43 protein-coding genes and 1 pseudogene are annotated in these 20,925 nt (G+C 29.1%); 29 read left to right on the plus strand and 15 right to left on the minus strand.

Going from position 1 to position 20,925, the window contains the following annotated elements:
• Window positions 1-46 precede the first annotated feature (46 nt).
• The 7 genes and pseudogenes from BQ5344_RS06855 to BQ5344_RS06880 all read left to right on the plus strand — a co-directional run.
• Window positions 47-508, plus strand: coding sequence for a hypothetical protein (locus BQ5344_RS06855; protein WP_071124692.1), 462 nt, complete (start codon window positions 47-49; stop codon window positions 506-508).
• 515 nt (window positions 509-1,023) lie between these two features.
• Window positions 1,024-1,215 carry a hypothetical protein gene (locus BQ5344_RS06860; RefSeq protein ID WP_071124693.1) on the plus strand — a complete coding sequence of 64 codons (192 nt, stop codon included), beginning with the start codon at window positions 1,024-1,026 and terminating at the stop codon, window positions 1,213-1,215.
• On the plus strand, window positions 1,215-1,577 hold the full coding sequence (locus BQ5344_RS06865; RefSeq protein WP_071124694.1) for a hypothetical protein: 363 nt from the start codon (window positions 1,215-1,217) through the stop codon (window positions 1,575-1,577). Before BQ5344_RS06860 ends, BQ5344_RS06865 begins: the two co-directional genes overlap by 1 nt.
• The gene (locus tag BQ5344_RS06870) at window positions 1,561-2,076 is read left to right on the plus strand and encodes a hypothetical protein (RefSeq protein WP_071124695.1); all 516 of its coding nucleotides are present in this window, start codon (window positions 1,561-1,563) and stop codon (window positions 2,074-2,076) included. The genes BQ5344_RS06865 and BQ5344_RS06870 overlap by 17 nt, the downstream gene beginning before the upstream one ends.
• A 54-nt stretch (window positions 2,077-2,130) precedes the next feature.
• Window positions 2,131-2,292, plus strand: a complete 162-nt coding sequence (locus tag BQ5344_RS12170; RefSeq protein ID WP_158663006.1) for a hypothetical protein — start codon at window positions 2,131-2,133, stop codon at window positions 2,290-2,292.
• A 1-nt stretch (window position 2,293) separates the two neighbouring features.
• Window positions 2,294-2,824 (plus strand): HEAT repeat domain-containing protein, encoded by a 531-nt coding sequence (locus BQ5344_RS06875; RefSeq protein ID WP_071124696.1) that lies wholly within the window; start codon window positions 2,294-2,296, stop codon window positions 2,822-2,824.
• A pseudogene (locus BQ5344_RS06880) lies at window positions 2,821-3,015 on the plus strand (DUF4291 family protein); the annotation flags it as partial. The gene BQ5344_RS06875 and the pseudogene BQ5344_RS06880, both read left to right, overlap by 4 nt.
• Before the next feature lie 107 nt (window positions 3,016-3,122).
• On the opposite strand, the gene BQ5344_RS06885 reads toward BQ5344_RS06880, so the two are convergent.
• The 11 genes from BQ5344_RS06885 to BQ5344_RS06935 form a co-directional block, all read right to left on the minus strand.
• Window positions 3,123-4,184 (minus strand): tyrosine-type recombinase/integrase, encoded by a 1,062-nt coding sequence (locus BQ5344_RS06885; RefSeq protein WP_071124698.1) that lies wholly within the window; start codon window positions 4,182-4,184, stop codon window positions 3,123-3,125.
• 8 nt (window positions 4,185-4,192) lie between these two features.
• Complete coding sequence (locus BQ5344_RS06890) at window positions 4,193-4,366, minus strand: transcriptional regulator (protein ID WP_071124699.1); 174 nt, start codon at window positions 4,364-4,366, stop codon at window positions 4,193-4,195.
• On the minus strand, window positions 4,366-4,740 hold the full coding sequence (locus BQ5344_RS06895; protein ID WP_071124700.1) for a YopX family protein: 375 nt from the start codon (window positions 4,738-4,740) through the stop codon (window positions 4,366-4,368). The genes BQ5344_RS06890 and BQ5344_RS06895 overlap by 1 nt, the downstream gene beginning before the upstream one ends.
• A 20-nt stretch (window positions 4,741-4,760) precedes the next feature.
• Window positions 4,761-5,069 (minus strand): hypothetical protein, encoded by a 309-nt coding sequence (locus tag BQ5344_RS06900; RefSeq protein WP_071124701.1) that lies wholly within the window; start codon window positions 5,067-5,069, stop codon window positions 4,761-4,763.
• A gap of 12 nt (window positions 5,070-5,081) precedes the next feature.
• A complete protein-coding gene (locus tag BQ5344_RS06905) occupies window positions 5,082-5,681 on the minus strand; it encodes a hypothetical protein (RefSeq protein WP_071124702.1) in 600 nt (199 codons plus the stop codon).
• Window positions 5,682-5,743: 62 nt separating this feature from the next.
• Window positions 5,744-6,109 carry a single-stranded DNA-binding protein gene (locus BQ5344_RS06910; RefSeq protein WP_071124703.1) on the minus strand — a complete coding sequence of 122 codons (366 nt, stop codon included), beginning with the start codon at window positions 6,107-6,109 and terminating at the stop codon, window positions 5,744-5,746.
• 3 nt (window positions 6,110-6,112) lie between these two features.
• Window positions 6,113-6,706: an ERF family protein gene (locus BQ5344_RS06915; protein ID WP_021769722.1), complete on the minus strand. Its 594-nt coding sequence runs from the start codon at window positions 6,704-6,706 to the stop codon at window positions 6,113-6,115.
• Window positions 6,675-6,833: an enterotoxin type A gene (locus BQ5344_RS06920; RefSeq protein WP_071124704.1), complete on the minus strand. Its 159-nt coding sequence runs from the start codon at window positions 6,831-6,833 to the stop codon at window positions 6,675-6,677. Before BQ5344_RS06920 ends, BQ5344_RS06915 begins: the two co-directional genes overlap by 32 nt.
• Window positions 6,833-7,012, minus strand: coding sequence for a hypothetical protein (locus tag BQ5344_RS06925; protein WP_071124705.1), 180 nt, complete (start codon window positions 7,010-7,012; stop codon window positions 6,833-6,835). Before BQ5344_RS06925 ends, BQ5344_RS06920 begins: the two co-directional genes overlap by 1 nt.
• Entirely contained in the window at window positions 7,003-7,227 is a 225-nt protein-coding gene (locus tag BQ5344_RS12175; RefSeq protein ID WP_071124706.1) for a hypothetical protein, read from the minus strand. The genes BQ5344_RS06925 and BQ5344_RS12175 overlap by 10 nt, the downstream gene beginning before the upstream one ends.
• Window positions 7,228-7,307: 80 nt before the next feature.
• Window positions 7,308-8,105, minus strand: a complete 798-nt coding sequence (locus BQ5344_RS06935) for a DNA-methyltransferase (protein WP_071124707.1) — start codon at window positions 8,103-8,105, stop codon at window positions 7,308-7,310.
• 367 nt (window positions 8,106-8,472) lie between these two features.
• Here BQ5344_RS06935 and BQ5344_RS06940 point away from each other — a divergent pair, with 367 nt between their 5' ends.
• On the plus strand, window positions 8,473-8,925 hold the full coding sequence (locus BQ5344_RS06940) for a DUF2513 domain-containing protein (protein WP_071124708.1): 453 nt from the start codon (window positions 8,473-8,475) through the stop codon (window positions 8,923-8,925).
• Here the strand turns inward: BQ5344_RS06940 and BQ5344_RS06945 are convergent.
• The 3 genes from BQ5344_RS06945 to BQ5344_RS06955 all read right to left on the minus strand — a co-directional run bounded on the left by BQ5344_RS06945 (window position 8,909) and on the right by BQ5344_RS06955 (window position 10,057).
• Window positions 8,909-9,100 (minus strand): hypothetical protein, encoded by a 192-nt coding sequence (locus BQ5344_RS06945; RefSeq protein WP_071124709.1) that lies wholly within the window; start codon window positions 9,098-9,100, stop codon window positions 8,909-8,911. The genes BQ5344_RS06940 and BQ5344_RS06945 overlap by 17 nt on opposite strands.
• Window positions 9,101-9,190: 90 nt before the next feature.
• Window positions 9,191-9,508, minus strand: coding sequence for a hypothetical protein (locus tag BQ5344_RS06950; RefSeq protein ID WP_071124710.1), 318 nt, complete (start codon window positions 9,506-9,508; stop codon window positions 9,191-9,193).
• Window positions 9,509-9,646: 138 nt separating this feature from the next.
• Entirely contained in the window at window positions 9,647-10,057 is a 411-nt protein-coding gene (locus BQ5344_RS06955; RefSeq protein ID WP_071124711.1) for a hypothetical protein, read from the minus strand.
• Between the two features lie 172 nt (window positions 10,058-10,229).
• Between BQ5344_RS06955 and BQ5344_RS06960 the strand changes: the two genes are divergently transcribed.
• From BQ5344_RS06960 to BQ5344_RS06985, 6 genes are all read left to right on the plus strand, one after another.
• Window positions 10,230-10,907 carry a helix-turn-helix domain-containing protein gene (locus BQ5344_RS06960; protein WP_071124712.1) on the plus strand — a complete coding sequence of 226 codons (678 nt, stop codon included), beginning with the start codon at window positions 10,230-10,232 and terminating at the stop codon, window positions 10,905-10,907.
• Window positions 10,908-10,930: 23 nt separating this feature from the next.
• Window positions 10,931-11,365: a PH domain-containing protein gene (locus tag BQ5344_RS06965; RefSeq protein ID WP_083378222.1), complete on the plus strand. Its 435-nt coding sequence runs from the start codon at window positions 10,931-10,933 to the stop codon at window positions 11,363-11,365.
• Between the two features lie 16 nt (window positions 11,366-11,381).
• A complete protein-coding gene (locus BQ5344_RS06970; RefSeq protein WP_071124713.1) occupies window positions 11,382-11,834 on the plus strand; it encodes a hypothetical protein in 453 nt (150 codons plus the stop codon).
• Window positions 11,835-11,843: 9 nt separating this feature from the next.
• A complete protein-coding gene (locus tag BQ5344_RS12340; protein WP_071124714.1) occupies window positions 11,844-12,203 on the plus strand; it encodes a hypothetical protein in 360 nt (119 codons plus the stop codon).
• Window positions 12,204-12,348: 145 nt separating this feature from the next.
• On the plus strand, window positions 12,349-12,573 hold the full coding sequence (locus BQ5344_RS06980) for a hypothetical protein (protein WP_071124715.1): 225 nt from the start codon (window positions 12,349-12,351) through the stop codon (window positions 12,571-12,573).
• Between the two features lies 1 nt (window position 12,574).
• Window positions 12,575-12,769, plus strand: a complete 195-nt coding sequence (locus BQ5344_RS06985; protein ID WP_071124716.1) for a hypothetical protein — start codon at window positions 12,575-12,577, stop codon at window positions 12,767-12,769.
• A gap of 185 nt (window positions 12,770-12,954) precedes the next feature.
• Here BQ5344_RS06985 and BQ5344_RS06990 read toward each other — a convergent pair whose 3' ends face one another.
• Window positions 12,955-13,338, minus strand: coding sequence for a hypothetical protein (locus tag BQ5344_RS06990; RefSeq protein ID WP_071124717.1), 384 nt, complete (start codon window positions 13,336-13,338; stop codon window positions 12,955-12,957).
• A gap of 70 nt (window positions 13,339-13,408) precedes the next feature.
• On the opposite strand from BQ5344_RS06990, the gene BQ5344_RS06995 reads away from it, so the two are divergent.
• The 15 genes from BQ5344_RS06995 (at window position 13,409) to BQ5344_RS12180 (ending at window position 20,886) form a co-directional block, all read left to right on the plus strand.
• Window positions 13,409-13,717 carry a hypothetical protein gene (locus BQ5344_RS06995; RefSeq protein ID WP_071124718.1) on the plus strand — a complete coding sequence of 103 codons (309 nt, stop codon included), beginning with the start codon at window positions 13,409-13,411 and terminating at the stop codon, window positions 13,715-13,717.
• 110 nt (window positions 13,718-13,827) lie between these two features.
• A complete protein-coding gene (locus BQ5344_RS07000) occupies window positions 13,828-14,751 on the plus strand; it encodes a helix-turn-helix domain-containing protein (RefSeq protein ID WP_071124719.1) in 924 nt (307 codons plus the stop codon).
• Complete coding sequence (locus BQ5344_RS07005; RefSeq protein ID WP_071124720.1) at window positions 14,732-15,361, plus strand: hypothetical protein; 630 nt, start codon at window positions 14,732-14,734, stop codon at window positions 15,359-15,361. Before BQ5344_RS07000 ends, BQ5344_RS07005 begins: the two co-directional genes overlap by 20 nt.
• Window positions 15,362-16,549: a DNA (cytosine-5-)-methyltransferase gene (dcm, locus tag BQ5344_RS07010; protein ID WP_071124721.1), complete on the plus strand. Its 1,188-nt coding sequence runs from the start codon at window positions 15,362-15,364 to the stop codon at window positions 16,547-16,549.
• Window positions 16,550-16,557: 8 nt separating this feature from the next.
• Window positions 16,558-16,758: a hypothetical protein gene (locus BQ5344_RS07015; RefSeq protein WP_071124722.1), complete on the plus strand. Its 201-nt coding sequence runs from the start codon at window positions 16,558-16,560 to the stop codon at window positions 16,756-16,758.
• Between the two features lie 35 nt (window positions 16,759-16,793).
• Window positions 16,794-17,216: a class I SAM-dependent methyltransferase gene (locus BQ5344_RS07020; protein ID WP_071124723.1), complete on the plus strand. Its 423-nt coding sequence runs from the start codon at window positions 16,794-16,796 to the stop codon at window positions 17,214-17,216.
• 19 nt (window positions 17,217-17,235) lie between these two features.
• Entirely contained in the window at window positions 17,236-17,613 is a 378-nt protein-coding gene (locus tag BQ5344_RS07025) for a hypothetical protein (RefSeq protein ID WP_071124724.1), read from the plus strand.
• A 3-nt stretch (window positions 17,614-17,616) separates the two neighbouring features.
• On the plus strand, window positions 17,617-17,973 hold the full coding sequence (locus BQ5344_RS07030) for a RusA family crossover junction endodeoxyribonuclease (protein ID WP_071124725.1): 357 nt from the start codon (window positions 17,617-17,619) through the stop codon (window positions 17,971-17,973).
• Window positions 17,974-18,474, plus strand: a complete 501-nt coding sequence (locus BQ5344_RS07035; RefSeq protein ID WP_071124726.1) for a dUTPase — start codon at window positions 17,974-17,976, stop codon at window positions 18,472-18,474.
• Window positions 18,467-19,213: a phage antirepressor KilAC domain-containing protein gene (locus BQ5344_RS07040; RefSeq protein ID WP_071124727.1), complete on the plus strand. Its 747-nt coding sequence runs from the start codon at window positions 18,467-18,469 to the stop codon at window positions 19,211-19,213. Before BQ5344_RS07035 ends, BQ5344_RS07040 begins: the two co-directional genes overlap by 8 nt.
• Entirely contained in the window at window positions 19,213-19,395 is a 183-nt protein-coding gene (locus BQ5344_RS07045; RefSeq protein WP_071124728.1) for a hypothetical protein, read from the plus strand. The genes BQ5344_RS07040 and BQ5344_RS07045 overlap by 1 nt, the downstream gene beginning before the upstream one ends.
• A complete protein-coding gene (locus BQ5344_RS07050; RefSeq protein ID WP_071124729.1) occupies window positions 19,362-20,102 on the plus strand; it encodes a putative HNHc nuclease in 741 nt (246 codons plus the stop codon). The genes BQ5344_RS07045 and BQ5344_RS07050 overlap by 34 nt, the downstream gene beginning before the upstream one ends.
• A 55-nt stretch (window positions 20,103-20,157) precedes the next feature.
• Window positions 20,158-20,430: a hypothetical protein gene (locus BQ5344_RS07055; RefSeq protein WP_071124730.1), complete on the plus strand. Its 273-nt coding sequence runs from the start codon at window positions 20,158-20,160 to the stop codon at window positions 20,428-20,430.
• Window positions 20,430-20,660 (plus strand): hypothetical protein, encoded by a 231-nt coding sequence (locus BQ5344_RS07060; RefSeq protein WP_071124731.1) that lies wholly within the window; start codon window positions 20,430-20,432, stop codon window positions 20,658-20,660. Before BQ5344_RS07055 ends, BQ5344_RS07060 begins: the two co-directional genes overlap by 1 nt.
• A gap of 61 nt (window positions 20,661-20,721) precedes the next feature.
• On the plus strand, window positions 20,722-20,886 hold the full coding sequence (locus BQ5344_RS12180) for a hypothetical protein (RefSeq protein WP_158663007.1): 165 nt from the start codon (window positions 20,722-20,724) through the stop codon (window positions 20,884-20,886).
• The last annotated feature ends 39 nt before the right edge of the window (window positions 20,887-20,925 follow it).

The raw sequence follows: 20,925 nt of genomic DNA on the forward strand, positions 1-20,925 counted from the left end.
CCTTTTAAAGTTCCAGCAAAATAAATTGAAAGATGGGAGTATAAAAATGGAAAAATTTATAATAAAGAAAATAGAAGCGGATTTTGATGAAAGGTGGTTAAGGGTAAAAAAAATAGATGATGGAAAAGAATTTGGTATATATTTCATGGAATTTTCAGAAGATGTTTTTATGATGAACAATATAAGTATGAAAAGAAAGGTAGGAGACATAATAGAAGGAAATCTGTTTATATCTTGGATAACAGAATTTGAAAGAACAAATGAAGAATTAATGTACGTACAAAAAAATGAATATTCTGGAATAGATGCAGTAGTAGAAATAACAGAAGTCATAAATGAATTTACTTATTATGCAAAAAATTCCATTGTAGACAGAGACATAATTTTGGATATGGAAAAAGATATGGATTTAAAAAAAGGAGATAGGATCTATATAGAAGGAAGTTTACAGATAGAACTTGAAGAATACAAGGAAAGACTCGGATTATTGGAAGATTGGAAAAGATAATGTAATAATCTCTTTTCCTTTAGAAAAAAGATTAGGTGTTTCTAAGGGAACATTTGAAAACTCACTGGAAGGATTTAAGAACTTTACTGAATAAGCAGAAAGAGTAATTAAAGAAGCTAAGAAAAATAAGAATGTAAGAAATGTAAATGGTAAATCATTTTACTATATTGATGGTGCTGACAAAATAAAAAAAGGTGTCGCAGTTGTATTTGAAGATGGTAGACTTCAGTCAATGATGCCAAGTGATATTAAATCATTTCATAAACTGATGGAGAGTTACAGTATGTTACACCAGAAGCAGTTAACCGACGTCAAAAGACTGAAAATTTAGCAGTAAAGCTGCCAACGGATATATTGCTCAGCAGGGCGTTCAATGGCTTGGTATTAAAACAGTTTAAAATGAATAAAGCAGGAAATTTTAATGAAATACTGTAATCGAGCCTTCAGAAAAAACTTATACATTAAATTCATCAAAATCGAATTGGAATTTCAAATCAGAAATTCCAAAAACAGCAGTGAAAAATTCTGAAGGTAATTATACATTAGGTAGAAATAATGAATGGAATTTTGATACTAAATATAATATTCCGTATACTGAAACTGGAAACAAAGGTCAAGGATTAGTTTCTGTTCCAACTTATAAGATTATAGCAGAAATTATGATGTTTTTTATCGTTCAATTTCTGAAAAACATTATAATAGATTAATGGAAACAGGAGATATTCCTCCTAAAAAAGAAACAAGTATTACTCAGAATTTTTCATATTCTTCTGGATATCAAGAAAAACATGGTGGAATGACTGTAGAGATAAAAACAAAACCAGGAACTTTAAGAGTTTTAGAGCAAATTGGAGTGAAAAATAATTCAGCTTCAATTATAGACGATTTGTACCCAAATATGAAACAAACTTTTCCTGGATGGGAGAAAATGGGGCGTGTTCAATTTAAAGAGGAAAAAAGTCAAATAACTATAAATTTAGGTAAAGGTAGTGGTTTAGAGATATTTAATCAACGGATTAAACAGATAAATGTTAAACAAGGAGATATTCATCATGGAAAAAATAAATGATTTCAATGAAGCTAAAAATTTGCTAGAAAAATATTTAGATAAAAAAATATCAATAAATAAATTGAAAAAAAAATATTTTATTGATGATATAAAATTTATAAAAGAAGAATTAGAAAAAGCCTATTTATTTAAAGATAAAACAAAATTAGATATTTTATTTTGGTTAATATTTACATTTGATTTGTATTCTGAGGAATTCATAAATATCTTATGTAAGATTTCAAAAGAAGAATGGCATTGGAGACATGAGGATATTGCTATTTATTTTATGGAAATGAAGTTACCGTCTACGCTAGAATGTCTTTATGAATTAGCAATTTCAGATTTTGAAAAATATCGTCATGATGAATACTGTCAATTAGTTGAAAAATGTTGTTATGCATTGGGAGCAATAGGGACGGAAGAGGCAAAAGAAAAACTTAAATTGTTGGCTAAAAGTGACAAAGATATTATACGAGAACATGTTGAAGATACATTTGAAATGTATAAATTATCTTAATTAGGAAAGAGAAATTGCACTCAAGATAATGTTGTTAAAGATAAATATCCTAATATGCCAATGCCTGAAAAAAGTTCTGGCTGGGGATATAAATTTGTGCGTTTTAAAGAAGAAAAAAGACAAATAAATATACAATTAGGACAAGAAGGAGGGAAAGGATTAGAAATATTTAATCAGAATTTGAAAAAGTATGAATTTATAAAGGAGAATAAATAAAATGGAAGCAAAAAATAATGAACTTTTAAATATAGTGATTGAATTAATGAAAAGTAAAAATAAAAATGAGATAAAAAATAAATTCAATATTAACGATAAAGAAAAAGTAAAAATTATTAAAAAAGGGCTAGAAAAGGCTTATGATGAAAAAGATGAAGATAAGCTTTACTATGTGTGTTCAGCAATATGGGAATTTAATTTACATACTGAAGAATGGATAGATATTTTATGCAAATTATCAAAAGAAAATTGGCATAACGAACATGAGGATTTTGCAAGTTATTTTCAAGAAATGAGATTACCAAGAACAATAGACTGCATATATGAATTAGCAATTTCAAATTTTGAAAAATACCGTTGGGATGATAATTTTGCACTGGTCAGAAAATGCTGCTTTGCTTTGGGAGACATAAACACTCCTAAGGCGAAAGAAAAATTGGAATTATTATTACAAAGTGATGAAGAAATGATAAGAAAACATGCAATGGAGCAATTAAACAGATGTGACTTTACAAATAAAGACGTCGAATGAAAGGATTGATTATGAAAAAAGAAGAGGAAAGAAATATTTATGCAGTATTCGATGACAAGACAATAAGAGTTTATCAGGCATATAACAATGAAATAGCAGACGAGGCTTTAAAATTAGGAAAGTTTGGAAGTAAATTCAGCCTTACAAGAATGACCTGGATAAAGCCATCATTCTTATGGATGATGTATCGTTTAAATTTTATTTATAGTTTAAATACTTGTTTTTGTTTGTTTTCATTTTATTAAAAAAAGTAAAAACTTTAAATTTTTAAACATTTTCATAAAAAAACAGTACCTTTTTAGTACTGTTCATATAAGCTATTTAGTATGTCTCTTATCAAATCATCATCTTCTTTTAGAACGTGTGAATATATATCTAAAGTGGTTGATACTCTTTCGTGTCCTAGTCTTCTTGAAAGCGATACTATATTAACACCTTTCGATAATAAAAAAGTTGCATGAGAATGTCTTAAATCGTGAACTCTAATTTTTTTCAAGTTGGCTTTCCGAGAGTATACCTTTATATCGTTTTGAAATTTATGTTTTGTAAATCCCTCAAATAATCTAGTTTTTGGAGTAGGTTTATATAATACTTTGATATAATTTTGTATAATATCTATAACAAATTTAGGACAATCAATAGTTCTTTTAGACTTAGGGGTTTTTGGAGTTGATATAACATCAGTTCTTTTTATTCTCTGAAAAGTTTTATTTATCCTTATTTTATGTTTTTCAAAATCTATATCTGATATTGTTAATGCTAACATTTCGCCTACTCTCATACCCGTATAAAACAATATATTGAATCCAACTACAGCTTCTTTTTTATGCTTGATTGCTTCTATAAATTGCTTAAATTCCTCTAACGTCCATATATTCATTTCTCCAGCGTTCTTTTTTCCAATTCTTCCAGCTGCTGAACAAGGATTTTTGTTTAAATTGTAAAACTTAACTGCATAATTTAATATAGCAACAAGTTGTTCGTGAATAGCTCTTAGATATGTTTGAGCATGATTTCCTTTTATTAGTTCGTTTTGCCATTTTCTAACCAGTAAGGGCGTTATTTCTTTGATTTTATATTTTTGAAAAAATGACAATATCTTTTTATCAAAAATATATGTTTTGCTTTCTAATGTACTTGGTTTTAATCTATTTTTTTGATCGTCCATATAAGATTTGTATAAATTTTCAAATGTTATTTCCGTATCAGATACAAAAGAATTTATGTAATTTCTTTCGTATTCCATTGCTTCCTGCTTTTTATTAAATCCCATTTTTTTAACTTTTTTAGAAGTTCCATTTTCTTTTACATAAAAAGAAACATACCATTTTTTGCTTTTTTCATCTTTATATGCTGGCATAAAAATCACTATCCTATATTGTAACGTTCATTAAAGTATTTAATGTTTACTCTTCCTCGTTGTGTCAAAAATCCTTTTTCCCTTAACTCTTCGTTTAATTTCCTTATAATTTCATAAGCCTTACCCTCTTTGACGTTCATAATCCTCATAACATCATTGTATTCATAAAACCATTTTTTCATTATTCCTCCATTTCCACCATATCAAAATAATTTGTTATAACGCAATTTTTCAAAACATGTTTAGCAGTTTCCTCAAAAGTTGGACTGCTAAAACTTTCGTCTTTTATTTCTTCTCTATTAACGTAAATATATTTCATGTTTTCATCTCTAAAAAAAAGAATATCTCCCTCATAAATTTTCTTACCATTTTTATCTTTAAGTCCTGTATACTGCATTAATTCAACATCATCAAAGCTCACTCTTCTTAAAAGATACGCATTAATGATTTCACTCTTTTTTAAACATCGTATAGTTTTATCTGTAAAATCCATCGTTTTGACATTTTCCATTTTCTTATCTTCTTTGAGCCAGGCTCTAAATTTTATTTCTCTCATTTTAATCCTCCTATTTTGTCTTAATCAATATAAATTTTTATTATATCTCCAGTTCTTTTATATCCAAAACATAAATTCCCGTCATCGGCTATAAGAGCCAGTTCATCTGAACTTAATCCAGCCTTGTTTGACAAAATTTTAAATGACTTGTTAGCATAACCAAAGCCATTAAATTCAAATGCTATATCGTATTCTTCTATATTTTCAGAAGCGTATTTATTAATTTTGTATTTTTCTGTCAAATCCTTGTAAATGCTTTTATTCATATCTCTTTTTTCGTACTGATTTTCAGTATATGCCCAGTTTGGATAAATCTTTTTTTCTATCATATTTATTCTCCCTTATTTTATTTTTAAACTATAATTTTCTTCTTTTTCAAAATCCCCAAATACTTCTTGAAAAGGCTTTTTATCAATGCTCACTTCACTTATTTGTAATTTTTCTTTCAAGCTATTAGGAAGTTGTGAGTATTCCTCAAAACTAAGCTGGAATGGCTTAAATTTATATATTTGAAATTCACTAGGTACTTCTTCTGGATTCGGTTTTATTTCACGATTACTTTTTCTTAAAAAAATTATTCTCCCACTTTCTGTCTGAACCCCATTTGATTGCCCTGATTCGATTCCACAGCTTCGCATTACGTCGACGACATTTTTTGAAAATCTTTCAAAACCTTTTATATAAAATTGTTTTAAGTTTTTCAGCCTTTCAATTTCCTTGTCAATTGCTCCAACAATCTTGTTTTCTCCTGTTCCTTGTCCTAGATAATTTATAAATTTATTATAAATTTGAACAATTGCCTCTCCTTCGTCCTCGATTTCCGTTACCAACATCTCCCTTGTATCTTTTAATGTCTGCTCGTCAATTTCGTCTTCTAAAAATGCTCTTTCAATATTTTTTCCTGCTGCACTCAGCGGATATAAATTTAATTCTTTACTCATTTTATTTTCTCCTATCTCTATTTTTATAATTTATAATTTTTTATTTATTTTTGTAATTGCTATCAAAAAGGAAACCCTTCATCTTCATCAGAATCATAATGATTTCTGCTATTATTTTGACTGTTACCACTGTTTTTGCTGTCAATAAATTCAAAAGTGTTTGCCAAAACTCTTATAAATTTCCTCTTTTCTCCGTTCTGCTCATAACTGTTTACGCTTAAACGTCCTTGTATTAATATTCTGTTGCCTTTCCCAAAATATTCTGCTATATTCTCAGCCGTCTTTTCCCAGGCTATACAGTCGATAAATTCGGCTTCATCTTTTGTTTTCTGCACAGCTAATGTAAAAGTTGCGTATGCCTTTCCGTTTGACGTATATTTTAGTTCAGGATCTCGTGTTAATCTTCCCATTAATATTGCTACATTCATAATCTACGCTCCTTTCTTTTGCTTATTGTTTTTTATATAGTTACATAATTTTTCTAAATCTTTAATTGGAACTTTGCTTAAATTGTCTGTCGAATTAGCGAGTAAATATTTGTCTATTTCTTTTTCATTTCCTTTTAAATGTTCGTTTATATATTTAACCGCTTTTTGGATTTTCTCCTCTTCTGTCAAATATTCTTTAGGTTTATTTTGTTGCTTATCTTTGTCAATTGTTGCGTTAATCATATCGTCTTCCACTATTTCTAAAGCGTTTAGATAACAGTAACGTTTTAAATAAGTGTGTGTACTTCCTATCATTTGTAATCCATTCTGTCCTTTTAAAACTATTTCAGCCTTTGGAGTTACAAAAGTGATTGTTTCGTCCGTTTTCTCTGTATTAATTACAGTTAATACACCTTCGTTTTCTAGCAAATCAAATTTTGAAAAAAGTTTTAAGTTTTCAAATATTTCATTCACTTTTGGCAAAAAGTCTTTTAGTTCAAAATATTTAAAGTCGGCAAATTTATTATGCCCTCCCATTTTTAATCCTAAACTTTGTAATTCGACTCTAGCCTTTTGTAATTTTTCGTAAATATTCATTATCCTTTTCCTCCCATTTATCATTGTCTTGTTTCAATTCTTTGTTGAGTTCCTGTAAATTCTTAGCAGCATTCTTAAAAAAGTTAAGGCTTGCGTTCTGTTGTTTTATATAGTCATCTGTAAACATTATTTTCCCTCCAGCAATAATTTTTCGATTCTCTCAAATTCTCTATTACATTCATCCTGTGTATCAAAACGAAGAATAAAGACTTCTTGAGAATACGAAAATTTTATTTCAAATTCCCTTTTTCCTATAGTATGAAAATTTGACAAATTAAGTAAAATATCTTTAATTTTTATCCACATAGTTTTTCTCCTTTAAAAAAATTCTCCCCTTTTACAAGACCCTTAAAATCTTTAAATCTACTAGGCAGATACCACAGCAGTATAGCCACCAAAAATGGAAATGCCACATTGCCTCCTGCTATCCAATGCCCTTTAACTCTAATTACTTCAATCTGCATTAGAGTGGTTGCTACAATTAGAATTATCGATTTTATTGCACTCTTTGTTGTTAGCATTTTCTTCCTCCAGTTCCTTAATTTCTTCTTGATCCATTTCTTTTTCTAGTTGTTCTCTTATACTCAATTTAATCACTCTCCTAAAATAAATTTAATTGTTTTACTTCATCTTCCTTTAGCATTTCAGCGGTCACTTTCTTGTAAAACTCTTTTTCCACTTCAAATCCATAACTATTTCTGTTTAGTTCTTTTGCCGCTCTTAATGTGCTTCCGCTTCCAGCGACTGGGTCAATTACAGTGTCTCCAGGATCTGTAAATATTCTTATTAATGTTTTTAATAAGTTTACTGGCTTTTGTGTCGGATGCACTTTCGGATATTCCGATTTTGAATCAGGCTTCCATTCAAACCAGTTCTTGATCATTTTGCCATTGTTATTGAATTTTGGTAATTTATCTCTATAAAATACCAATGCGTATTCTGTCGCTCCAACTATTTTCATATTAGCTTCTAACACTTGCGAGCTGCTATGTTTTATGAAAACTAGTGGATAATAATTATTAAATCCGTGCTTTTTAGCATATTTCACTAATGTTTCAATTTGCTGAAATGCACAAAATATTATCATTGCTGGAGCTTTGCCTTTTTCTTTCGGCTCCTTGATCAGCAGTTTTGAGCAGAAGTGCATATATTCAGCAAGGTTAAAATTCACATCAGTCTTGAAAAAACTTGAGTTTGCTTTCTTGCTCTCGCCTTTTTTATTATCTCCGTCAACATACCATTCTGGACTGCTTGCAAAAGCATTATTTCCCAAATTATATGGGATATCTGCAATTACAAGCTGTGCCTTTTTAGGTATGTGATACTTTTTGTAGTTCTGAAAGTTATCGTTGTATAATTCGCATCTTATTTTTTTTACATATTTCTTTTTGTTGTTCATATTCCTCCTATTCCCATACCTTAACCAGTAATGTTTGACCTGCTTTTAAATGCTTTTAGATAAGCTCTTTTGTTACTCGGAAATGCTTTTTGATACTGATTAAGAAATTGTATTAACTTAATTGTGCTATCTATCTGTAAAGAAATATATAAAAATTAATATTGAGAAAGGAGTTTGGCTATTAAAGTCGCCAGTTTCTTTTCTGCATACCTCAAGCAGTGTACTGTGTGTACGGTATACAGAGGTTAATAGATAGCACGATTAAATTAACACTTTTTATTGTTTTTATTGAAAAATATACTCTTTAATGTTACACTTGTTTTAATTCTCTGATAGAGAAAATTTATTTATGAAAGGGGGTATAATTATGCAATTAAATCCTGATTTAATACGTGATATTCTTTTAAAAGCTGAATTAGGATCTTTTAAAATTTTAAAAAATGATGATGATGATGTAAACTTTTTTAAATTATTAAAAGATAAGAACACTCTTAAACAATTTGAAGAAGAAAAAGAAAAATATCAAAAACCTGAAGAATTTCTATCTTATTCAAACAGAGAAATAGAATATCATACACTTTTTTTGAAAGAAGCAGAGTTAATAGTTATTGAAAAAAATTTTATAACTGTAACTCTTGAAATTTCAGACTTAACTGTTGCTGGTCATAATTTCGTTTCCAATATCAGAAATGATAAAAATTGGAATAAAATTAAAGAAATTTCTAATAACGTTGGCTCTACTTCTATTAATACTTTAATTGAAATATCTGAAAAATTAATTTCAAAACTTATAGATAAAGAAATTAGTCTATGTCAATAATTTCTATTTCAGAATTTTCAAAAATTAATTCAACAATTTCTTTTGTTTCTTCTTTAGTTTCACCATAGGAGTAATAAATCTTTATATTTTTTACTCCTTCCAAAATTTCTCCGTTTAGTTTTGGAACTAAAGCTCCAGATTTTTTTCTTCTTTCAATTGTTATTTTATTTTTCATAAAAAATCTCTCCCATCTATATTTTTATTGTCCTAAGATTAATATCTTATCCAAACCCACAACAGCAATTGTTATAGGCTTGGTAAAACATCAATTCAACGTTCCAGTAAAGTTTGCCTCAAGCTCTGAAATTTGTTTCGCTATTTCGTGAGCTTGCAATATTGTCAACCCCTCAATAACATCATCTGTTATCGGAGTATCAAAGCAAATATCATACTCTTCCTCTGTACCAACTAGCACCGCTACCTGATACAAAGTAGAGTTATTAACATCAGGAACGATTGAAACACCGTAACCGTTGCTGTAAAATTCGATATGTTGTTTCGATTTATCAAGAGTATTTTGTATTCTTCTTAACAAATCTTTGTCGTTCATCATTTCCATAATTTCATCTGTTACTGTTTTCATTCCAATCATCTCCTTAATGTTATTTTTTGAATAATTTTTTGATTTTGTTCTTTAATTTCTTAGCTTCTCTTTCTTTTTTCACTTTCTCGTTGTTGTTGTTTACTAATGTTACTGATTCAAAATTCATTGTTATTCCTCCTAAATTAATTTATTTTTATACAAAATAGCCACCATTTCATCACGTATCATATCGCATTCCTTGTCAAGTTCTTCCTCTTGCTCATCTGTATAATTGGGATTTTTCTTTTCCCAGTCTTCCCAAGCCTTTGCGTCCTCGATATAGTTAAGAACGATGCTTTCAAATGTTTCAAAATCATAGTTTTCTGACTCGTATCTATGAATCAGATAGTTGTGAAAATCTTCTAACGAAATATATCGCAATTGATTTTCATATTTTGCTTTAAATTCCTTGAATTCGTTTTCAAGAAATTCACACGATTCTTTATATTCGGCTATTGCTTGGTCTTCTTGTTCGCATTTTCTAGCCCAAGCCAAATCTCTTGCTCTTTCTGCTCCTTCTGCATATTTTAATCCTTCGCTAAAACTCATTTTATTCAACTCCTTATTAAGTGGTTTTGTTTGTTAAACTTTTTGGTTTAAAATATATTTAAAAAAATTTTTTACAACAATATTATAAACTATTTAGTTTAAAATGTCAACCTTTTTTTTGATTTTTTTTCAAAAGTAGTGTATAATTATATAAAAAAAGGTGTGGAGCAATATGAAAATTAACGAGTTAATAGCACATATTAGAAGAAACGAAAATTTTACTTACGAAGAAATGGCAAAAAAAATAGGTTTTTCTCACACATTTATTTCAGAGATTGAAAAAGGAAGAAAAAAAGTAAGTAAGAAAATGTATAAAATGTTAATTGAGAAATTTCCTCGATACAAAAAAGAATTAGAAAAAAGTTATTTATCTTCAATTTTACCAGAGCAAATTAATGTTTCAAATACATACGAAAAACCTAAAATTTTTAAATTTAATGTATATGGAGTTGCATCAGCAGGAAGTGGAGAAATTGATATGGAACATTTTACAGAAGAAGAATTTATACTTCCAAGTGATTTTAAAATGCCTAACGGTTCTTTTATTTTGGAAATACACGGAGATAGCATGGAGCCAATACTTTTTGATGGAGATAAGGTAATTGTGAATCCAAATTTGTGTCCTACATCTTTAGAGGGTTGGAAAAGTCTTAATAGACAAGTGGCTATTGTAAATATTGACAATAAAAGATTTGCAAAAAAAGTAATTTTCAAATCTGGAAAAATGTATCTTTATTCATTTAACGAAGACGTTTATCCGGAAATGGAAGTCAGAGAAGATGAAGAAGTTTATTGCGTCGGAATTGTTTCGGAATTAATTCAAAGAAAAATGACAAATATAAAATTTTAAATTATTTCTAGGAGAGTGAAAAAATGGGATTATTTGACAAAGTAAAAAACGCAGTAGATACTGCACAAAATGTAGCCGGAAAAGTTCAAGCTGTAAGCGATAAATTTTCTAGCAGAGGAACGACAATTGAAAATGATGAAGCCGAAAAAGTACTTGAAAAAATTTTGCTGGAAGGCGAAGAAATTAAGCGTTCATATAGGGGATTAAGAGATCTGATTGTATTTACAGATAAAAGAGTGATAAAAGTTGATATTCAAGGAGTAACAGGCAAAAAGAAAGAATATTTAAGTATTCCGTATAGAGCAATTAGTAGATTTTCAATCGAAACAGCAGGAAGTTTTGATATGGACTCTGAATTAAAAATATACGGATCTTCAAATTTAATTGCCGAATTTGAATTTGGAAAATCGGAATCTATTTTTGAAGTTCAAAGTTATTTGGCAAAAATAGTATTATGAAAGGAATAAAAGTGAAATGTTCGAAAATTCAATACCGACAATAAAGGAATCAGAGGAACGGAAAATAAAAACAAAAGAAATTTTAGATAACATGAATTTAAAAGAATACCTAAATAATGATGATAATTTTATCGAAAGATTTAAAAATTTTTGTTTTAAATTAAGGCATTGCAATCCTCGTGGTTCATATAAACTTTTTCTTGAGAAATTTCCAAATGAAAAATTGGAATTGGATTATGATTTTTATAATAAAAAATATTTCAATTTTAAAAAAAATATAGAAAAACAGATATTTGAAATTTTTATTGCTTTTTTGAAGACAAAAATTGCAAATCAAATATGCTTGGAAGGATTAAAACGAGCTAACCTTGAGATAAAAGTATGGAATATTTGTCCAGTTCACAAAGAAAAAGCACCATCTATTGAAAATATTAACAAAGAAATTTTTTGCACTTGCGAACTCATCTAGGGGGAGAATATGAAAATAGGATTGAGAAAACCATCGCTAAAGAAAAGTTTTAAAGCAATGACCACAGGAAAAGCTAAAAGAAAATTAAAAAAAGTTCTTATACCAGGGTATGGTAAAAAAGGTACTGGGTTATTAAAAAATCCTAAAAAAGCAATTTATAATAAAGTCTATAACAAAACAACTATTGGTGTAAAAGGTTTGTTTAAAAGTAAAAAAATAAAAACTAAAAAAGGAACTTCTGTTTCTAATACAAATAATTCAGGGGAGTTAAATTTGGTTGTGAATATTATTATTTGGTTATTTATTATAGGATTTTTTATAGCAATATTACCATTTTATTTGATATATTTATTCTTTAAAAAGAAATAAAGTTTTTGAAAATATATACTAAAAACCTAAGATTGTTGAGTATATATTTTTTTATTGACTTTTTAAACAAAATAGTTTAAAATATTATTGAAAAAAATTTTTTAAGCATTTTTTAAACCTAAAAGTGTAAAAAGGAGGTGTAAGAATGACATCAAAACAGATTTATTTGAAAATTGATAATCTAATTAAAGAAAAATATAAAAATTTAAAAAAATTTTGTGAAACAACAAATAGACCGTATGTGTCAGTAGCAAAAACGTTTTCAAAAAATATTTTCGAGCAAAAAGGAGCTAATTTAAAAAAAACAGAGGAAATACTAAACGATTTAGGCTACGAATTAACAATCCAAAAGAAAAGGAAGGAGGTGTGAGATGAACGAGAAAGAAAAAAGAATAACCGAACTTCATAATTTGGTTTGCAATTTACGAAACAAAGTCTTAGAAACAACCCCAACATTAGATTTACAAGAAATAACTTTTGTAAAAGAAATGCTGGGGGTGGAATTAATGTTTTTATTTTCTAGTGAGCCATTGGAAAATAGTGTTTCCGAGCTGAATACCTCTTAAAAATTTTGACATAATAACACCTCCTTTCTTGTGTATTTAATTTTATTTGGCGATATTATTATAACTCAAAAGGGGGTAAAAATAAAATAAGGAGACAAGATAAATGAATTGGAAAAAAATATTGCTACAAATAATTTTATCAGTAGCAACATCAATAATAACACTGTATATTTTGGCTAGATATTTTAATTAGTAGCTTTAAAAATCAAAGCGAACCATTTCCAATGGTTTATTAGATACCATACAACAATCGTTGTTAAAACACTTGTTATTATTGGAACAAAAATAGAAGTTAATATTTTAAGTGAAAAGATTTTAAGTTCAGTAATAAATTTATTTTTACGTTCAATTTTAAAATCTTCAAGAAAGGCAATGCCGTTAGGATTAATTTCAATAATATCATCATTAATGTTATTGTCGTAATAATTTGAAACATATTCAAAAATATTATTGATCCTTATATCTAAAACATCTCTTGAATGATAATTGAATCGTTTTAATAAATCGTTATGCCTAACTTTTTTCTTTTCAGAAATATATTTTAATATTTTCAAATCAATAGAGTTCATAGTAGTTCTCCTTTGTTTTTGTTAATATTATAACACGAAATCAAAAAAGGAAAAATAAGGAGCTAAAACAATGGAACAAGGCACAAATTCGAGACCAACGAGTCCGAAACCCAAAAAGCCTGAAGCTAAAATATTTCAATACAGCCCAAAAGAAAACTTGGAAAAAATAAACAAGATCGCTTTAAAGGTTTTAGAAGTTATTGAAGATATAACTGAAGATGAATTTGATATAATTATCAAATTGATTAGAAACGAATTCAAGAAGTTGAATGGAAATAGGAACAGAAATTTTGAGTTTAAAATAAAATTTAAGGAAGTTATGCTTAAGCAATTTAAAGAAGCACTTGAAAAAATATACGATTCAAAAGGTGTTTTATAACAAAAAAAGCACTCCGAAGAGTGCTTGAAAAGAAATTTATGAAATACTACATATTGTAATTATTATAGCATAAAGATGTTAAAAATACAATATGTAGGGAGAGGGAAGAAATGGCAACTTTTAGAGTAAATAAAACAAGTGATTATACAGTAATATCAAATTATCATTTAAGAGAAAAAGAAATGAGCTTGAAGGCAAAAGGACTTTTGACTTTAATGTTAAGTCTACCAGGGAATTGGGATTATTCAATATCAGGATTAGCCTCAATATGTGCAGAAAACGAAACTGCTATAAAGACAGGGCTAAAAGAGTTAAAAAAATTTGGGTATTTAAAAATATCTAAAATATTTCCGAATAAAGAACGTGGAAATAAAAAAATAGAATACGTTTATGAAATTTTTGAAAAACCTCTCGTAGAAGGTAAAAGACAAAAAGAACAAGAAACAGAAAAGCAACCGGTAGAAAAACAAAAGGTAGAAAATCAAGGTGTAGAAAATCTACCCCTAGAAAGTCAAGCGGTAGAAAATCAAGGACAATTAAGTACTAAAGAATTAAATACTAATAAATTAAATACTAAAGAAGTAAGTACTAAAGAATATATACATGTGAAAAATGAATTTTCACAAGCATGTGAAGATATAAAAAACAAATGGATAAAAATTGCTCAGGAATATGACTTATCAGGGAAACAATTAAAAATAGACGATAAACGAAAGAAAGCTATCAAGAATTTATTTAAAGAATATTCGGTGGAAGAGCTATTGCAAGCAATAGATAAAATTCATATTTCTAAATTTATGCAGGGGGACAATAAAAATAAATGGCAAGTAACATTTGACTGGCTTATTAAAAAAGCTAATTTACTAAAAGTGCTTGAGGGAAATTACGACGACAAAATAAATACAGAAATAAAAAATAACGCTAACACTAATAATAAATTCAGAGCTGGTGTTCAAAGCGAAAGACCAAAAGTAACGGCGGAAGGACTTAGAAAATATTTTGGAGGTAGCAGAAATGACAATGGAGGAATTTAACGAAGGATTTGGAATGCTGCTTGACTATTACCCCAATACACGAGTAACAGAGGGGCTTGTAAATATTTATTTTATGGGATTATCCGAACTTAGTATAGAACGATTTAACCGTGCAATAGGCAGAATAGTCAAAGAATGTGAAGGCGATTTTTTGCCAAAAGTCACAGTAATTTTAAAATACGCTAAAGACTCAGATTTGGAACAGCAAGTATTTTATGCAAAGAAATTACTGAAAGCAGCAATATATAAAAACGGAAGTAAAGGTATGGTATGTTTTGAGGATAAGGGAGTACATGCAGTAATTGATTATGCTGGCTGGAACAGACTATGCACAATGAAAGACGATGAATTTGACAATTTTCTAAAATGGGAGTTTGACGACATATACAAAGGATTCTGTGAACATCCTTATGAAACTTCTGATTATTACAGAGGTACAAGCCGATTATTCGGACAAATAAAACCTAGAATGATAGGTTACAAAGAAGCCAAAATTGGCAATACAGAAAATATGAATTTCATAAGGCTTGAATATAAAAATATTACAGCAAAAATTGAAAATAAAGTCGATTTGTCAGAAATAAAAAATAAAATGCTGATAGGAGGATAAATGCAAAAAATCAAAGTCATAGAACTTTTTGCAGGAGTCGGAAGTCAGGCGATGGCTTTACGGAACATCGGAATCGATTATGAAGTTATAGGAATTTCTGAGATAGATAAGTTCGCAATTAAAAGCTATGAAGCCATACACGGAGAAGTCCATAACTTCGGAGACATTTCCAAGATTGAGAAGTTGCCTTATTGCGACCTGCTTACATATTCATTTCCCTGTCAGGATTTAAGCATTGCTGGACATCAAAAAGGAATAAATAAAGATACAAGAAGCGGGTTACTTTTGGAAGTTGAAAGATTGCTTCTGGAAGCAAAAGAGACCGGAACATTACCCAAGTATCTTTTGCTAGAAAATGTCAAAAATCTCGTTGGAAAGAAGTTCATCAAAGATTTTGAGCATTGGCTAAACTTTCTAAACAGTTTGGGATATTACTCAAACTGGGAAGTGTTAAACGCCAAAGATTATGGGATACCACAGAATAGGGAAAGAGTATTCGTGGTAAGCAGTCTTGAGAATATGCACTATAAATTTCCAAAGCCAGTTGAACTGAAATCTAAAATGAAAGACTTGCTAGAGGAAAAGGTAGATGACAAGTATTATTTATCTGAGAAATATCTGAAATGCTTTTCTGACATGAAAAATAGAAATGGATTTACAAGGGGCGAAAGATTTAATCCTAGAAAACTTGAAGAATGTAATACTGCGTTTGCCATAACAACAAGAGCAGGGCAAAGGTCAACCGACAATTTCATAATACAAAAAGGACACGGATTCAATAAAGGCGGAATAAAAGAAAATATAGTTCCAGCCTTAACAAAGAGTTCATGGCAGGAAAATAACTTTATCGTGAATATAAATCCAAGTGGAAAAGGTATGAACGGAAACGTGTATAATACTGATTTAAGCCCAACTCTTACAACGAACAAGGGAGAAGGTATTAAAATTTTACAGAACAATGATTACAGAATAAGAAAACTAACCCCACTTGAATGTTGGCGATTAATGGGATTCAGAGATATGGACTATTATGCCGCAAAGTCTGTGGAAATTTCGGATGCACAATTATATAAACAGGCAGGAAACAGCATAGTGGTAACAGTTTTGGAAGCGATATTTAGAAACTTGTTTTTCAAGAAACACAGAAGAAAACAAGGGATTATAGCGGAACAGATTAGAATATTATAGGAGGATAGATGCAAAATCTAAAAAGAGAAAAGGACAGGCTAAGCGTTGAAAATGACAGCTTAAGAGAAGTAAACGCGATACTAAACAGGAAAATGATGGAAATAACAGAAGAAATAAAACAAAATGGTGTTCAGATAGAGGAGAACAACAAGAGAGTTAGACAGATTGAGAAAATATTGAAAGTTAAAATGAAGGGAGAAGAAAAATAGAAAAGAAAATAATTGATGTATGCTGCGGATCAAGAATGTTCTGGTTTGATAGAGAAAATGAAAATACAGTTTTTATGGATAACAGGGAATTTGAGGACACACTGTGTGACGGAAGAAGGTTAAAAGTAAGTCCTGACATTGTGGCCGACTTTAAACAAATACCATTTCCAGATGAAAGTTTTTATCTAGTTGTATTTGATCCACCACATTTGGTAAGAGCAGGAGAAAACTCGTGGATAGCCAAGAAATATGGAAAATTAAATTCTGAAACTTGGAAAAACGACATAGAACAAGGATTCGATGAATGTATGAGGGTATTAAAGCAAAACGGAACATTAATTTTCAAATGGAATGAAGAACAAATCAAATTAAAAGATGTTTTGGCCACAATAAAATATAAGCCGCTTTTTGGAAATAAAAGGGCTAAAACACATTGGCTTGTGTTTATGAAATTATAAAATCAGGAGGAAATAAAAAATGATAAATGAAAAAATATTTAAAATAGTAAAACAATCAATGTTAAGTGATAGAAATATCACAACAGGAATAATAAAGGAACAAAAAATAACAGAAAAATTTATTCAGATTATTGTTTCTGAACACGGAGATACAATTACGATAAAAAGAGAAACTAAGGAAAACCTGAGAACTTTTTGGAATGTATCGGTAGTATCGGATTACAATTTTAAAGAATATATTGAAAAATACAGCATAACATTTACAGAGTTCAGAAGAGAAATGGAAGAAATTATTGAAAAGAATGATGTTGAAGATAAAGATGTGTACGATATTGTCGAGGAGGCACTAAAAAATATTTCTGAAAGAAAATTAGTATCAAACAGCAAAAAGGAGTAGAAAATGTATAAGTTCAAGATACCGCTAAAGGCTTTGAGTTGGAACTCTGCCTATAAAATTGCTAGAAACAAAATGATATTAAGTGACAGTGGAAGAAAATTTAAAGAGTATTGTTCCGAATTTTTAAAGGAACAGTACACAGAAGATAAGTTGTTGGAAAAAGATTTGAAAGTAAAAATAATTTTTCAGTATAAAGAAAATCGCAAAAAAATAGATGTTGATAACGGATTTAAGCTATTAATTGACAGTATGAAAGGAATAATTTTTAAAGATGACTGTCAAATCTATGATTTACGAGGGATAAAAGAAATTGGAATGTTAAGAGATGAAATACAGATTTTTATTGAGGAGTTGAAATAGATGGAAGCATTGAAAAAGTTTGATATGGATGAACTACTAAAAAGACAAGCGATGTTGGATAAAAAATTTGACGAAAAGAAAACCTTAAGGGAAAGAACACAAATAAGAACGTTTGTCGCTTTTATTGCCGAATTAGGAGAACTAACTCAAGAACTCAAAAGTGAATGGAATTATTGGAAAAATAACACAGAAAAAATAAACAAAAGGAAAGTTTTGGAAGAGTTGTCAGATTGCCTTCATTTTTACTTGAGTTTTATTAATCAAGGATTGTTTAGAAAGTCCGGAGGCGAAAATGTTAAATTTTATAAAAGGTGTATAGAGAACTTAGAGATTGCTTTAATATTTTTATCAAAATTTTCTCAAGAAAGAGAAAACAAAATAATAGCAGCAATGTTAATTGTAGCCGAATACGTAGGAGCAACTGAAAAGGAATTTTTACAAGTTCATCACGAAAAATGGCTTAAAAATATGAATGAGAGAACGAGGGATATTAATGAATGAATTGATAACAATAGAGAAAGTAAGAGGATTTATTGGAGAAAATGGAATAATATTTTTGAATTTAGAGGACGTGGCAAGAGGGCTAGGGTTTGTTGATATAAAAAACGGAATTGAATACATAAGATGGAACAGAGTGGAGAAATATTTGAAAGATTTTGGTTTCGCCACAAGTGGCGAAAATGATTTTATACCTGAAAATCTCTTTTATTTATTAGCAATGAAAGGTAAAAATGAAATCGCAAGAAATTTTCAGTTAAAAGTTGCAAACAAGATTTTACCAGCAATAAGAAAAACAGGAATGTACGCAACAGAAGAATTATTAAATAATCCTGATTTAGCAATCCAGGCTTTTATGAAACTAAAAGAAGAAATGGTAAAAAGAAAAGAATTAGAGAAAAAAGTTGAGGAGCAGCAGTCTAAAGTTGATTTTTACAATGATGTGACTGGCAGTGATACGACAGCAGAAATTGCAACAGTGGCAAAAGTGTTGAATTTTAAAAATATTGGAAGAAACACGTTGTTTAATATTTTACGAAATCAGGGAATACTTCAAAAGGACAATGTGCCGTTTCAAACATATGTTGACCGCGGATATTTTCGAGTAGTTGAAAGCAAATGGAATACTCCAAATGGCGATGTGAAAGTAAATTATAAAACTGTTGTATATCAAAAAGGGATAAATTTTATATCTAAATTATTAAAGGAACTTGGTTATAAAAAAACGGAAGTGATGCCATAATGGGTGAACAAGATAATGTATTTGAAAAAGTAAAAATCAGATTATTAAGTGGAATCAAAATAAACGATAGCGATTTCAACTTTATGAAGTTGAACGCTAATTTATTTAAGAGCATTAAATTTATTAAGAAAAGAAAGGCAAGAAAAAAATGGCTTACACGGAAATTAAAAACAGCGAGATAACAATAACATTAGCCGTAGAAAAAGTTTATCCAGGACTTAAGCAACAGCTGGAAGAGCGTCTTAATAATTTTCCAATCAAAGTTATTCCTGTAAAAAAATTGTCTAAGGCACAGAACGGACTGATACATGTGTTAATAAAGCAATTTGCTGATGAATTAGGATGGACTATGCTGGATATGAAAGAATATCAGAAAGAACAGTTTGCAATAAGCAGAGATTTGAATAAATTTTCTACTGCCAAATGTGATATGGAGACCGCAAATGATTTTATAGCATTTTTAATAGAGCAGGCATTGGAAAATGATATTAACTTATATATCTTGAACAAGCAAGATAAAAGATACAGGCATATACTGGAAATAGATAAGATGACTGAAAGATATGTGATTGCTTGCTTGAAAAATAAGACTTGTGCAATATGTGGAAGAAATGCAGGAGTTGAATTAGATCACTGGAAAACGGTTGCAAGTAGTGTTGGAAACTATGAAAATGATGATGGCTTGCATAATCCGTTTATATCGTTGTGTAGTCAACATCATAGGGAAAAGCACGATATCGGAGTTGAGAGCTTCAAGAACAAGTATTATATTGAAGGAGTATGGCTTAATCCGCAACTTGTTTATGAACTGCTGGAAGTTTATCCGAATCACTTTAAATTGTTTAGGAAAAGATTGAAAGAGGGGTATTATAGAGGGATTATAAAATAGAAACAAGTTCAGTCGCAGAAAGTCGTTTTTATTAGAGAAAGGTTAGGATGAGTAAATGAAAAAATTATTATTAGGAATTGTAATTTTAGGATTATTAGGAAGCTGTGCAAGATGGGAAGATTCTAAAAAAGACTATGAAAGCGATACAAAAGGGCTAAAAAGGACAGTACAAATTTATACTCTTGACGGAAAATTGTTAAAGGAATACAAAGGGCTGATAAGGGTAAGAGATTCGGATGAGAGCGGAAGAATATCATTAAACTTAATAAGCGAAAACAATCGCAGAGTTACAATTGATAATGCGATTGTGATAACAGAGGAGGAATAATGGAAATAATAATGAGAATTTTAAGTGCAGCAGTTACAATATTTTTAGTTTTCTTTTTAGTTAGTTATCTGTATGCTTTAGTTGAAGATGTAAAAAAGAAATTAAGAGGAATAACTAAAATTAATTATACACCTTACAATGTGATGTATTTTTTAGTATTTTGGTTTTTAAGTATTATGCTGATTTATACAATAATAAATTTGATTGTATTTTTTGCAATTAGAGTGTAAAAATATCACTCAAAACAGTTGCAAATGTTGATAAAATAAGGTATAATAAAGGGGTGATAAAATGCTTACTAAAGAGCAGATAAAACAAATTGAAAGTAACAAAAATCTTTTTTTGTTTATAGTAGAATTACTGGAAGAAATGAACAAAAAAGGAGAAAAAGAGATGACAATTATTTTCAATAGCGGCAAAGTAATAAGAAGAAAAAAAACAAATACAATTGGATAAAGGCAAGAGTTATGAAAGTTAATGAGCCGATTTATATGT

Source organism: Leptotrichia massiliensis (genome assembly GCF_900104625.1).
Taxonomy (GTDB): domain Bacteria; phylum Fusobacteriota; class Fusobacteriia; order Fusobacteriales; family Leptotrichiaceae; genus Leptotrichia; species Leptotrichia massiliensis.